Source organism: Rhodococcus sp. NPDC057014 (assembly GCF_042673295.1).
Classification (GTDB): Bacteria; Actinomycetota; Actinomycetes; order Mycobacteriales; family Mycobacteriaceae; genus Rhodococcus_F.
In genome coordinates this window covers 1-12801 of sequence record NZ_JBHUSF010000266.1, presented here as the reverse complement: position 1 = coordinate 12801, position 12801 = coordinate 1, and the positions used below count along the sequence as shown (strand labels likewise).

General features: G+C 69.5%; 11 protein-coding genes. 2 read left to right on the top strand and 9 right to left on the bottom strand.

What is annotated here, in order from left to right:
* Positions 1-53: 53 nt before the first annotated feature.
* Positions 54-971 (top strand): esterase/lipase family protein, encoded by a 918-nt coding sequence (locus tag ACFTZB_RS34595; protein WP_378438680.1) that lies wholly within the window; start codon positions 54-56, stop codon positions 969-971.
* Positions 972-984: 13 nt separating this feature from the next.
* Here the strand turns inward: ACFTZB_RS34595 and ACFTZB_RS34590 are convergent, their stop codons facing one another.
* From ACFTZB_RS34590 to ACFTZB_RS34550, 9 genes are all read right to left on the bottom strand, one after another.
* Positions 985-2358, bottom strand: coding sequence for an MFS transporter (locus tag ACFTZB_RS34590; protein ID WP_378438678.1), 1374 nt, complete (start codon positions 2356-2358; stop codon positions 985-987).
* Positions 2359-2548: 190 nt separating this feature from the next.
* Positions 2549-4972 carry a CaiB/BaiF CoA transferase family protein gene (locus ACFTZB_RS34585; protein WP_378438676.1) on the bottom strand — a complete coding sequence of 808 codons (2424 nt, stop codon included), beginning with the start codon at positions 4970-4972 and terminating at the stop codon, positions 2549-2551.
* 49 nt (positions 4973-5021) lie between these two features.
* Positions 5022-6473, bottom strand: a complete 1452-nt coding sequence (locus tag ACFTZB_RS34580) for an aldehyde dehydrogenase (RefSeq protein WP_378438674.1) — start codon at positions 6471-6473, stop codon at positions 5022-5024.
* Between the two features lie 27 nt (positions 6474-6500).
* Positions 6501-7685, bottom strand: coding sequence for a transporter (locus ACFTZB_RS34575; protein WP_206009993.1), 1185 nt, complete (start codon positions 7683-7685; stop codon positions 6501-6503).
* On the bottom strand, positions 7682-8113 hold the full coding sequence (locus ACFTZB_RS34570; RefSeq protein ID WP_160100351.1) for a Zn-ribbon domain-containing OB-fold protein: 432 nt from the start codon (positions 8111-8113) through the stop codon (positions 7682-7684). Before ACFTZB_RS34570 ends, ACFTZB_RS34575 begins: the two co-directional genes overlap by 4 nt.
* A complete protein-coding gene (locus tag ACFTZB_RS34565; protein WP_095862524.1) occupies positions 8110-8427 on the bottom strand; it encodes a hypothetical protein in 318 nt (105 codons plus the stop codon). Before ACFTZB_RS34565 ends, ACFTZB_RS34570 begins: the two co-directional genes overlap by 4 nt.
* Before the next feature lie 86 nt (positions 8428-8513).
* Positions 8514-10001: an acetyl-CoA acetyltransferase gene (locus ACFTZB_RS34560; RefSeq protein WP_378438671.1), complete on the bottom strand. Its 1488-nt coding sequence runs from the start codon at positions 9999-10001 to the stop codon at positions 8514-8516.
* Complete coding sequence (locus ACFTZB_RS34555) at positions 9998-11035, bottom strand: LLM class F420-dependent oxidoreductase (RefSeq protein WP_378438669.1); 1038 nt, start codon at positions 11033-11035, stop codon at positions 9998-10000. The genes ACFTZB_RS34560 and ACFTZB_RS34555 overlap by 4 nt, the downstream gene beginning before the upstream one ends.
* Positions 11036-11087: 52 nt before the next feature.
* Positions 11088-11897 (bottom strand): enoyl-CoA hydratase/isomerase family protein, encoded by an 810-nt coding sequence (locus tag ACFTZB_RS34550; RefSeq protein ID WP_276140539.1) that lies wholly within the window; start codon positions 11895-11897, stop codon positions 11088-11090.
* A gap of 133 nt (positions 11898-12030) precedes the next feature.
* Here ACFTZB_RS34550 and ACFTZB_RS34545 point away from each other — a divergent pair.
* On the top strand, positions 12031-12801 hold a 771-nt coding region (locus tag ACFTZB_RS34545), incomplete at its 3' end, for a glucose 1-dehydrogenase (RefSeq protein WP_378438667.1).

Sequence of the window (12801 nt, the reverse complement as noted above, 5' to 3'; positions counted from 1 at the left end):
AAACTACACTAGTTAGTTAAAACGGTCGCTCGGCGGTAACGGAGTCGGACGCGATGGGTGCACGCGCACGCACGGCGGCAGTTCTCGGAGCCCTGGCAGTCCTGGGCACTCCCGCGGTGGCCGACGCCGCCCCGGACAACGCTCCCGTCGGGCCCCCGCAAACGGGGTGGCCTGCCGCGTGGGCCTATTCCATCGAGCACCCCGATGCGATTCCGCAGGGCATGAACGATTTCTCGTGCCGGCCGGACGCCGCGCATCCGCGGCCCGTCGTCCTCGTCAACGGAACGTTCGAGAACAGCTACGCCAACTGGGCAATGTACTCACCCCAGCTGAAGGCCGACGGCTACTGCGTGTTCGGCCTCGACTACGGGGGCCCGGACACCGGCCCGTTCCATCAGACCGGTGACATGCGCGTGTCCGCCCGGCAGGTCGGCGAGTTCGTCGAGACCGTCCTCGCCGCCACCGGCGCCGACCGGGTCGACCTCGTCGGGCACTCCCAGGGCGGACTCGTCCCCCTCTATTACATCAACCACCTCGGTGGAGAGTCGAAGGTCGGCACGATGATCGGGGTCGCTCCCGCCACCAACGGCATCAGCGCCTACGGAATGCTGAATCTCCTCGCCGCGCATTCCCAGGCGAAAGATGCGGTCGGGAAGGTGATTCCGGCAGTCGATGACGGGACGGCGGGTTCGGCGTTCGTCACCGAGACCGGGGAGGGCGGCATGACCCGCCCGGGAGTCGAGTACGCGACCGTCAGTTCGCGGCACGACCTCGTCGTGCAGTTGAGCGAGTCGCAACTGCCGCCGGGGCCGAACGTGTCCAACGTCGTGGTTCAGGACTTCTGCCCCGAGGATCTGACCAATCACGGAACCATGGTGTACGACGACATCACGCTCCGGATCGTGCGCAATCTCCTCGATCCGGCGACGGCCGTTGCTCCCGCCTGCCATCCCGTGGCGCCTTTGCCCTGAACCACGACCTGCGTTAGACCGCGACCTCGGACGACGACGCGGCCCGCTCCGCACCGTCCCGCGCGCGCGTTGTGCGCGACACCGAGACCCATGCGGCGGCGACGCCTGCCACCGAGATCGCCACCAGCAGGATGCTCAGTGCTGCGGTGCTGCCGCCGTCGTTGAACGCAAGTTGCACGGCGAGGACCGGCACGAGCGCGGCGCCGAGGGCGTTCCCGAGTTCACGGCCCAACCCGAGACCGCTGAAGGCGTGCCGGGTCTCGAAGAGTTCGGTGACATACGCCCCCATCGGCCCGAAGATCGCAGCGACGCCGACCCCGTTCCCCAGCACCAGGACCAACCAGAACGCGGCGGTACCGCCGCCGTGCCCGACGAGCCAGAATGCCGGGAAGGCGAGCAGCGCGGAGAACACGAATCCGGAGATGATGACCGGTCGCCGGCCCACCCGGTCGGACAGCATCCCGAACAGGGGAATGAATGCCGCACAACTCAATTGCGCGAGCACCAGGCCGATCAGGATGTCGGTCTGCCCCATGCCCAGTTGGTTGCGGCCGAACGTCAGCATGAAGACGAGGTAGAAGTACCCCAGCCCGGCCTGCCCGAACACCATCACGAGTACGGACAGGATGGCGCGGGGCTGGCTGCGGATGACGTCGAGCACGGGCGAGGTGGTCTTGCCGTCCGTCTCCTCGATGTGGCGGAACGCCGGGGTCTCCGGCAGCCGGGCGCGCAGCGACAGGCCGTACAGCAGAATCAGTCCGCTGAGCAGGAACGGCAGGCGCCATCCCCAGGACATGAATGCTTCCTCGGGGAGCGCGGCCGAGACGATCAGCAGGGCGCTGGTGCCGAGGACGCCGCCGATGGACGCCCCCGCCCCGGGCAGGGATCCGAGAAGTCCCTTTCGGCGTTGCGGCGCGAACTCCACCGCGACCAGGGTGGCGCCGCCGTATTCGGCGCTGGCGCCGATGCCCTGGAGGATCCGGAGGAGGACGAGGAGGGCCGGGGCCAGCCAGCCGATCTGCTCGTAGCCGGGCAGCAGGCCCACGAGCATCGTCGCGGCCCCCATCATCACGAGGGTGAAGACGAGGATCTTCTTCCGTCCGATCCGGTCGCCGAGGCTGCCGAGGACGACGCCGCCGATCGGCCGGACGAGGAAGCCGACCGCGAACGTCCCGACCGCTTGCAGCGTGGCGAGGAACGGGCTCGCACCGGAGAAGAAGACGCTCCCGAACACCACCGACGCGGCGGAGGCATAGAGGCTGAAATCGTAGTATTCGAGCAGAGTTCCGACGAAGGCGGCTCGGCTGGCTCGCTTCGAGTCGCCGGCGGACCCGGACTCGGAGACCGTCGTGGCGCCGCCTGCGGCGGTTGATGGGTTGGTCGTCATGCACACACTCCGTGTCGTGCGGTCTCGAAGAGCTCGAGAATGATTGTGACGGGTGCCACGTTAACCAACAGACATTAGTTTTGTCTACGCATTACCTTCGGTCTTTCGACCTCACCGGAACCCCGGTGAGGTGGACGTGATTCGACAGCGGCCCAGGGCAACCCGGGCCGCTGTCGAATTCACTCGCGTGTCACCGCGCGGCGGACGCGGCCACCCCGAGCGGGGGATCCGTGACGGGCGGTTGCAGGATTCCCTCGTCCACGAGACGATCCACCTCGGCCGACGTCATGCCCAGCAGCTCCTCACAGATCTCGCGGGTGTGCTGCCCGGCGAGCGGGGCCTGGCGCAGCGGCGGATCGGAAATGGCCGAGAAGCGGGCGATGCGGGCTGCCGTGGGCAACGCCTTCGGGAGCAACGCGTGATGGGTGACCGTGTAGGCGTCGCGGGCCGCCAGGTGTGGATCGGTGAGCAGTTCGGGAAGGCGCAGCATCATCCCGGCGGGCACTCCCGCCGCCTGCAACTGCGCGACCGCCGCTGCGGGAGAACGCGTCTGCAGCCACTCACCCAGCACGGCGTCGACGTCCACGCGGTTGCGGATCCGCTCGGCCCGGGTGCGGAACGCTGGAACGTCCGCCAGTTCGGGCGTGCCGATCGCGGCGCACAGTCGCACCCAGTCGTCGTCGTCCCTGACCGACACGACGCACCATTCGTCGTCACCGGCGCAGGCGAAGACTCCGGCCGGCGCGGCGAACGGGTCGGAGTTGCCGGGCGCGGAGACGGTGCCCGGTCGGAGCGATTCGGTGACGAGTTGAGCACCGAGTTGGACGAGCGCGGTGTCCGCCTGCGCCACCTCGAGCGCCACGCCCTTACCCGTGCGGGTCCGCTGGATCAGAGCGGCGAGGACCGCGATCGCCGTGACGTGCGCGGCGATGTGATCGGGGTAGACGGTCGAGCCGTCACAGAGTAGGTCCTCGTTCCCGGGGTACCGCCACAGGGCGGACACACCGCACGCGGCACGCACCAGCGGGCCGTACCCGAGTCGGTTGTTCCACGGCCCGGTGCTGCCGAACGCGCTGCTCTCGGACACGATGATGCCCGGGTTGAGTGCGGCGAGTTCGTCGTACGACAGGCCCATCGACGCGAGCGTGCCGGGCTTGAAATTGGACAGGACCACGTCGGCCTCGGCGACGAGGCGGCGGAACAACTTCCCGCCCTCCGCGCTGCGCAGGTCCAGACCGAGGCTGCGCTTGTTACGGTGCCCCCAGGCGACGGACGCGGCCAGCGCCGCACCCCGCTTCGACTGCCGGAGACCGTCGGGGAACTTGGCATTCTCGACCTTGATGACATCGGCGCCGTAGTCGGCGAACTGGCGGCTGAGTTCGGCGCCGAAGACGATCACGCCCAGGTCGAGGACGCGGAGGCCGTCGAGGGGGCGGGTGCCCCGTCGCCGCGTCTCGGACGCCTCGCCCGCCGGGGTCTCCCGCGTCGCCTGGGGCTGGGCGTCGTGCTCCCCTACCTCGGGCGCCGGGGTCCTGATTCCGACGCGGGCGCCGTCGATCGACACGTATCCCGTCGGAACCCGGGCGTGCACCCCGGTGGCGATCTCCATGTCCGCGAGGGCACCGGCCACGTCGAAGTGCTCGGTGGTCAGTACTTCCCCGAGCGAGAGGACGCCGCCGACGGGCACTCCCCTGTCCGCGCCCTCCGCGACGAGCTGGTCGCGGGTGCGGGTCGCGAACAGCGCCTCGATGAGGGGGTGCAGGGTGTCGGCGGCGGCGAACCGGGCCGGGATGGTGTCGTACTTCGGATCGGCGAATTCTTCCGGCGCGCCGAGCCATGCGAACATTCCCCGCCACTGCCGCTTGGCCAGCAGGCAGATCCGCACGTAGCCGTCGGCGCAGGGGAACACCGGGTAGAAGTTCGACGCGTCCGGCCGGTTCCGGGGGAAGTCGTCGGAGCGCCCCGCGGCCGCGGAACCCTGCGTCCCGAATCCGGGATCGAAGCCGTGCACGAGCGCCTCGAAGGCGGACAGATCCACGACCTGCCCGCGCCCGGTGTGGATCCGGTCGTAGTAGGCGAGCAGCGCCGACCAGGCGGCGTGCATCCCCACGGTCTCCTCCACCAGGCCGGCGGGAGGAAGGAGGGGTTCGGCTCCGGGAGCGCCGGAGCGGGACAGCACACCGCTCAGTGCGTACAGCACCTGTTCCGTGGCCGCCCAGTCCCGGTAGGGTCCGGTCTGCCCGAACGGCGTGACCGACACGCACACCAGTGACGGTGCGAGAGCGGAGAGTTCAGCCGCGCCCACTCCGCGCTCGCTCAGCGCGCCCGGCGCGTGCGATTCGATCAGGATGTCGGATTCCGTGGCGAGTTCCCGCAGCCGATCGAGGCCCGCGGGGTCGTCGAGGTCCACGACGATCCCCCGCTTGTTCGCGTTGCGCAGCGCGAACGGGATGCTGATCCCGTCCACCACCGGCTCGGCGCGGCGTGATCGGGCACCTCCCGGACCTTCCACCTTCGTCACCTGCGCGCCGAGGTCGGCGAGGTACCGGCCACACGACTCACCGAGGCCGTCGGTGAGGTCCAGTACGCGGACACCGGTCAGCGGTAGCGTCATCGCCTGCTCCGTTCGATCAGATCTGATGGTGAATGAAAAGCGTTTCGAATCAGCGTGTTCCGAAGTACACGGACTTCGTCGCGAAATACGGGTTCAGGCCTTCCGGACCGAGTTCACGTCCGAGACCGGACGACTTGACGCCGCCGAACGGCGCGTCGAGGTCGAGGGCGTAGTGGTTGACGCCGACGGTCCCGCTGTGGATCCGGGAGGCCAGGGCGAGGCCGTGCTCCTCGTCGGCGGTCCAGACCGTGCCGCCAAGGCCGTATTCGGAGTCGTTGGCGATCGCCACGGCCTCGTCCTCGTCCGTGTAGGGGGTGATCGTCAGAACGGGCCCGAAGATCTCCTCCTGGGCGATGCGGGCGGAGTTGTCCACGTCCACGAACACCGTCGGCTCGACGAACCAGCCGAGCGGCTGCGAATCCGGTACGCCCCCGCCGGTCGTCGTGCGGTAGCCCGCGCTGCGCCCGTCCTCGATGTAGCCGAGCACGCGCTCGCGCTGGGCGGCGCTGACCAACGGCCCGATCGCGGTGGCCTTGTCGAGGGGATCCCCGACGACGAGACCCCGGACCGTCTCGGTGACCGCCTCGACGACCTCCTCGTACCGGGCACGGGGGGCGAGGATCCGAGTACTCGCATGGCACGTCTGGCCGTTGTTCACCAGCGACACCTCCGCGAGGTTCGCCGCGAACACGGACAGGTCGGCGTCGGGTGCCACGATTGCAGCCGATTTGCCGCCGAGTTCGAGCGTGACGGGGCGCAGCAGCCTGCCACACACCTCCCCGATCGCTCGTCCCGCCGCCGTCGAACCGGTGAACGCGACCTTGTCGACCCCCGCGTGCTGCACCAGGTAGGCGCTCGCCTCGCGGCCCGCGGGCACGATGTTCAGGACGCCGGGAGGCAGACCGGCCTCCTCGGCGGCATCCGCGAACGCGAACGCGTCGAGCGCGGTTTCGGGGGCGGCCTTCAGAATCACGGTGCAGCCGGCCGCGAGCGCGGGCGCGATCTTCATCGCGGCGAGCGGCTGCGGGTAGTTCCACGGGGTGATCGCGGCGACGACGCCCACCGGCTCCCGCCGGACCACCGTGCGGCCGCCGAACGCGCTGGGACGGACGTCCTCGGACGCCGCGTCGCGGACGAGCGCGGCGTAGTAGCGGACCATGGCGGCGGGCCCGAAACCGTTGACCCCGGCGGAGAGTGAGATCGGCATCCCGTTCTCGCGGCTCACCAATGTCGCGGTATCGCGACCACGCTTCTTCAGCGCGGACGCGAATACGTCGAGAAGGTCTGCGCGAGCGCGGTTGTCGAGCTGCCCCCACGGTCCGCGGAGTGCGTCGCGTGCGGCGGAGACGGCGGCGTCGATGTCGGCGGCCGAAGCGAGAGCCGAACGCCCGAGCACCTTCTCCGTGGCAGCCTCGACGACGTCGGCCGCGGCACCCTCCTGCGGGGCGACCCACCGGCCACCGATGAACAGGGCGTCGCGGTCCACGGTCATGTTGTCCATGTCGATCCTTCTCACAGAGTCGGGGTGCTACAGCACGTCTTCGTGGGCGAAGAGCGTCGAACTGACGAGCGGTGCCATCGGGCCGCCGATGAACAGCGACGTCTTGGCGTGCGCCACGGGATTGGTCGACGTGCCGCGGATCTGCCGCACGGCCTCGACCGCCAGGCCCATTCCGTTGACGAACGAGTCGGCGATGTTGCCGCCACTCGTATTCACGGGGAGCTTGCCGACGCCCGCGGTGAGGTTGTCGACGGTGAGGACCTCGCCTGCGGCGGGGCCGGACGGCGCCAGGCCGTGGTCGATGAGCGCGGCGACGGCGGGCCCGCTGAAGTTCTCGTACACCTGGACGACGTCCACGTCGTCGGGGCCCAGACCTGCTGCGGCCCAGAGGCGGTCCGCGACCCCGGGCCGTCCGGCGGCGCCCGCGAAACCCGCTGTGGCGTACTGGTCGTCGTTGTCGATGATCGAGGAGTAGCCGCCCGGTGCGCCCTGCGCGCCCGCGAGAACGTACGCGGGATCGGGTCGCAGCGACTTCGCGCGGTCGGCGGAGACGAGCACCAGTGCGACGGCGCCGTCGCTCTCCCGCGAGCAGTCGTACAGGTGAAACGGTTCGGTGATCAGGCGGGACGACTCGTACGTCGCCTCGTCGAGCGGCTTGCCATAGCCCTGCGCGGTCGGATTGTTCTGGGCGTGCCGGTACGCGGCGAGCACCAGTGCACGCATCGTCTCGCGCGGAACCCCGTCGTGCTCGAGCAGTCGCTGTGTCCGCAGCGCGCACACCTGGGCGGGCGATCCGACGCCGTGCGCGAGGAAGTGCGGGCCGTAGTGGTACTTCGCGTAGCCGAGGCGACCGGTATCCGCCTGTGCCATCGAGCGGTAGACGACGACGCACTCGGCCTGCCCGGCAGCGATCGCGACGGCGGCATTGTTGATCGCGGCAGCGACCGTCCCGCCGCCACCACCCCACATCATGTTCGACCACCGAACGTCGTCGACGCCCAGTGCGCCGCCGATGACCGCGCCGTCGTGCCCGCCGCCCGCATACGACACGAATCCGTCGAGTTCACGCGGCGAGATGCCGGCGTCCGAGCAAGCCGCGAGGATCGCCTCGAGCGTCATCCTCAGTTCACCCGCCGGGGCCTCGCCACGGCGGTAGTGCAGTTCGGACACGCCGACGACGGCGGCCGCCCCGCGCATGGTGAGTGCACTCATGCCTGCGCTCCTTCGGTGGATCGACGCCAGCGCAGCAGCGGCCAGGTCGCGCCTTCGTCGTGCTCGATGTGCCCGACGACCGGGTCGCCGATGCGGATGGCGTCGGTGTCGTCGCCGGTCAGGATTCCGAGTACCCGGCGGTGCCCGGCCTCGGGAAGTTCCACCAGAACCGTCACGTACGGGACGCGGTCGGCCAGTTCGGTGATGAACGGGTACCAGCTGCGCGACCAGCTGTACACGGTCCCGGTGGGTGTCACGGACTCCCAGTTCGGGTCGAGGGTGTGGCAGGATCCGCAGACCCATTGCGGTCCCCAGATCCAGGTCTTGCAGTTGCCGCAACGCTGGAGTCGCAGCTCACCTCGGGTGAGCCCGTCCCAGTACGGTTGGTCGAGGCCGTCGGCGGACGGTCCCCACGGTTCTCCCGTCATGCCGGACGCCCTCCTTCGGCGGGGAAGTTCTCGAGCGCCGCGGCCAGCCAGCGGCCGTCGTGACGCTCCCAGATCGACCGCAGGCCGATCGTGCCGCCGGGGGTCGTGTACACCGTCTCGCCGATGCGGCGGTCGCCGTCGGCCCGCACGTCCTTGATCTCGAACCCGTCGACGTCGCCGCGGGGAACGGTGACACCGTCGAACACGGCGGGCAGGTTCTCCTGAACCATGTCGGCGAGTGCGGACTTCATGTCTCCGGACACCACGTATCCGACGTGCCGCTCGTACAGTTCGCGGAAGTCTTCGACAGACATTCGAAACTCCTTTTCTCCGTGAGAACCTCACGCCTCCCGGCGGATGCCCTCGATTCCTATACCTTATGTCGTTAGGTAAACCGGAGTCAATCGTCCGCGAACCGGAACGTGCCGTCGGCGGCGACGACCGCCGTGTCCCGCGCGACGTCGACGCCGACCAGGCGGGCCAGCGCGCCCGCTTCCGTCGTGCTGGCCAGCGTGCGTTCGCCGGTGCCGGTCCGCACCGCCACGAAGCCGCGCTCCGGGGCGCCGTCGCGACCGTGCACCACCGTCCAGGACTCGATCGAGCCGGACCCCTCGTAGCTCGTGAGCGCTCGCGTGGTCGGTTGCGCATCGACGTCGGCCTGAACGTCCTGACGGCGGAAGCCGCTGCGCGGCGGCTCCGTCCGGTAGACCCCGAACGCGTGCTTGGTGAGGTAGCCGCCGTTCGCCGTGATCAGCCCGTAGGTTCCCGGCGCCTCCCGCAGCCGGGTCGCCAGGGTGGCGATCGCGTGCGTGCTGTAGTTGTTCCACGGACCGCCCGCGAACGTGAGGCCGCCGGTGAGCGTCAGCGGTCGACCTGGATCGTCGAGGGGCAGACCCAACTCGGCGGCGGCGACCTGGACGGCCGACGGGAAGCACGAATACACGTCCACGTGCGTCAGGTCGTCCCGCCCGATTCCCGACAGTTCCAGGGCGCGCGCGCCGGCCAGCCGGATGGCGGGCGACCGATCGAGCTCCTCCCGCTCGGCGATGTCGTACGTGTCATGAGCCTCGGTGCCTGCGTGTGGAAAGACCCAGTTGTCGCGGGGGATTCCGAGGCGGGTGGCGACGCCGACGGAGCAGAGGAGCAGCGCCGCGCCCTGCTCCACCATGTTGTTCGAGTTCATCAGCTTGGTGTACGGCCTGCTGATCCACCGATTGTCCTCGGACGGCGTGACGATCTCGTCGGCCGTGTACTCACGCCCGGTCCACGCGTGCGGGTTCGTCGCCGCCACCTTGCTGAACCCGGACCAGAGTGCGCCGATCGCGGCACGGTGCTCGTCCTCCGACCGCCCCGACGAGATCCGCAGCGCCTGCTCGAACAGGGGGTACACGCATGCGGGCCGGTCGAGGCCGATCCTGGACTGACCGTCGAAGACCATCGGCACCTCGGGGACGAGGACCTCCGCGGGTGCAACCGAATCGTCCTGCACGGTCCACTCCGGGCGGACGCCCTGGGACCGCAGCTTCATCCGGGTCCGCCAGGACTCGGCACCACCCACCAGGACCACCTCTGCCCGGCCCGCCGCGATGTCCTCGGCCGCTTGGTTGACGAGAACCTGCGGGCCGCTGCCCCCGCTGCCGGTGTATCCGGTGTGCCGGACGGCGGCGCCGATGCGTTCGCCGACCAGCACGCCCGGGTCGCGGTACCGCCACGACAGCATCCCGATCAGCCGGACCGAGTCGACGAGTTCGAGCAGACGCGGCGATCCCGCCTCGGCGGCCGCGGCGCGGGCCGCTGCGACGATCAGGTCGACGGGTTCCACTCCCCCGCTCCGCTCGTTGACCTGTCCGCCGCCGACGAGGATCGGGGTTCGCGGATCGAGCGTCACGACATCACCGCCTCGAGGATGCGTTCCCGGTTCTCCGGCCTCGGCCAGCCGCCGAGGATCAGGGTCGTCAGGCAGGTGGGTTTCCAGCGGTTCACGATGTCCTCACAGATCTTGTCGGCAGGCCCGATCAGCGCGACGTCCTCGACCATCTCGGTCGGAACGGCCTGCGCGGCGAGATCGGCCCGCCCACGCAGGTACAACTCCTGGATCTCGGCGCAGACGTCGGTCCAGCCCATGCGGGCGAAGACGTCGTTGTGGAAATTGGCGCCCTTCGCGCCCATGCCGCCGGCGTACAACGCGACGACGGGTTTGATCTTGGCCGCCGCCTTTTCCACATCGTCGTTTTCGACCAGCCAGCACACGTTGGCGATCTCGAAATCCGACGGCGACCGGCGGGCCCCGTCCCGGCCAAACCCCTCGGCCAGCGCGGCGCGGTAGAACTCGTCGCTCTTGGGCGAGAACCACAGCGGGGTCCAGCCGTCCGCGATCTCCGCGGCGAGCGCGACATTCTTCGGACCCTCCGCCCCGAGATAGACCGGAATGTCCTCGCGCAGTGGGTGAACGATCGACTTCAACGGCTTTCCGAGACCGCTGCCACCGTCCAGCGGTAGCTGATAGTGCCTGCCTTCGTAGGTCACCGGCTTCTCCCGGGCCCACACCGCACGCATGATCTCGACGTACTCGCGGGTCCGCTCGAGCGGCCGGGGATACGGTTGCCCGTACCAGCCCTCGACCACCTGCGGTCCCGACGCGCCGATGCCGACGATCACCCGGCCCCCGCTGAGGTGGTCGACCGTCTGCGCCGCCATCGCCAGGGCCGTCGGCGTCCGGGCCGACATCTGGCAGACCGCGGTTCCGAGTGTGATGGTGGACGTGCGTGATCCCCACCAGGCGAGGGGGGTCAGCGCGTCCGATCCGTAGGTCTCCGCCGTCCAGAAGCTGTCCACGCCGAGCGCTTCGGCTTCGGCGAGCATCCGGTCGACGTTGCGCGGCGGCCCGGAGCCCCAATATCCGGCGGCGATACCGACTTTCACTGGTAGTCCTCACTTACTGCCCCATTGGGCCGGTGTTGCTGGTCGCTGAAGTTCAGTGATTCAGATACTCGGGTGGGCGCTTCTCGAGAAAGGACTTCACCGCCTCGCGGTGGTCCTTGGTCATGGCTGCCAGAATCTGGGTGCGGTTCTCGAGATCGATCGCCGCCCGGAGACTCGGCACCTCGAGGTTCGACCACATCACCTCTTTGGTCATCCACACCCCGAACGGGGTGTTCTGCGCGATCGCCTCGGCGGTGCCCAGCGCCGCGTCGATCAGGGTGCTGCTCGATTCGACGGACGAGGCGATTCCGATGCGTTCCGCCTCCAGGGCGTCGATCGTCCGGCCGGTGAGCAGGATCTGCGCCGCGCGCGAGAACCCGATCATGCGCGGCAGCAGCCAACTGACTCCGATGTCGCAGTTGGACAGGCCGCGTTTGATGAACGACGCGTGCAGCGCCGCCGAGTCGGCGATGATGCGGATGTCGGCCATCAGCGCCAGCGCCATCCCGCCGCCTGCCGCGGCGCCGTTGATCGCGGCGATGATCGGCGGGCGCGCACCACGGAACGCCTCCACCAGGTCGGCGATGTGCTTCTGCACCCGCAACCCGGCCTGGGGGCGGCCCTCGCCGTCCGCGGCGCCGTCCGGGGTGCCGTACCCACGCAGGTCCAGGCCGGCGCAGAACGCCTTGCCCGCGCCGGTGAGGACGATCGCCCGGATCGTCGAGTCGTCCCGCACCCGGGCCAGAACCCGGTGCAATTCGCCGATCATCTCCGCGTTCATCGCGTTGAGCGCTTCGGGTCGGTTCAGTCGCACGAGCAGGATGCCGGGCCGCGGCTGCTCGGTCAGTATCAGTTCGGACATTCGGGGCCTTCCCCTCGTGTGGTTCCGACGGCCTCCGCTTCGTGTCGGTACCGTCGACATACCAAGCTAATACCTTTAGGTTAATACCTCAAGATCCACAGTTCGGACGGATGGCGCGAAAGGACAGAACACAATGGCGGAACTGCACGGCAAGGTCGCGGTGGTGACTGGTGGCGCGAGCGGGATCGGGGCGGCGACCTGCGCACTTCTCGCGGAGCGGGGGGCGCGGGTGGTGGTCACGGACATCGACGACGAACGCGGCGAGGCGGTCGCGGCCGCCCTCGGCGAGCACGGTGTCTACCTGCACACCGACGTCACCCGCGAAGAGGATGTCGCGGCCGCGGTCCGCGCCGCGACCGAGCGCTTCGGACGCCTCGACGCGATGGTCAACAACGCCGGCCGGGTCGGGGCCTGGACATACGTCGCCGACACCACCGTCGACGAGTGGGACTCCTCGTTCGCCGTCCTGGCGCGCAGCGCCTTCCTCGGCACCAAACACGCCGCCCGGGTGATGCGCGAGCAGGGGTTCGGCACCGTGGTCAACGTGTCGTCCGTCGCGGGCGTGCGCACCGGCTTCGGCCCGCACCCGTACGGCGCCGCGAAGGCCGCCGTGCTGCAGATGACCCGCAGCGCCGCACGCGAACTCGCGGAATTCCACGTCCGGGTCAACGCGGTCACGCCCGGCGGCGTCGCCACCCGCATCGTCGGTCACGGCGCGGGCCTCGACGGAGACGCGCTGGACGCCAGCGTCGACAGCGTGCGGCAGGGTCTGGCGACATTCCAGCCGATCCCCCGCGCCGGCGAGGGCCACGACATCGCCGGCGCCATCGCCTATCTGGTCTCCGACGACGCAACGTTCGTGACCGGGCAGAACCTCGTCGTCGACGGGGGCCTGACCCTCGGG

What these genes read in the sequence shown, in the direction of transcription:
- ACFTZB_RS34595 (WP_378438680.1), top strand. Translation starts at nt 54, where the DNA reads ATGGGTGCACGCGCACGCACGGCGGCAGTTCTCGGAGCCCTGGCAGTC.
- ACFTZB_RS34590 (WP_378438678.1), bottom strand. Translation starts at nt 2,358, where the DNA reads ATGACGACCAACCCATCAACCGCCGCAGGCGGCGCCACGACGGTCTCC.
- ACFTZB_RS34585 (WP_378438676.1), bottom strand. Translation starts at nt 4,972, where the DNA reads ATGACGCTACCGCTGACCGGTGTCCGCGTACTGGACCTCACCGACGGC.
- ACFTZB_RS34580 (WP_378438674.1), bottom strand. Translation starts at nt 6,473, where the DNA reads ATGGACAACATGACCGTGGACCGCGACGCCCTGTTCATCGGTGGCCGG.
- ACFTZB_RS34575 (WP_206009993.1), bottom strand. Translation starts at nt 7,685, where the DNA reads ATGAGTGCACTCACCATGCGCGGGGCGGCCGCCGTCGTCGGCGTGTCC.
- ACFTZB_RS34570 (WP_160100351.1), bottom strand. Translation starts at nt 8,113, where the DNA reads ATGACGGGAGAACCGTGGGGACCGTCCGCCGACGGCCTCGACCAACCG.
- ACFTZB_RS34565 (WP_095862524.1), bottom strand. Translation starts at nt 8,427, where the DNA reads ATGTCTGTCGAAGACTTCCGCGAACTGTACGAGCGGCACGTCGGATAC.
- ACFTZB_RS34550 (WP_276140539.1), bottom strand. Translation starts at nt 11,897, where the DNA reads ATGTCCGAACTGATACTGACCGAGCAGCCGCGGCCCGGCATCCTGCTC.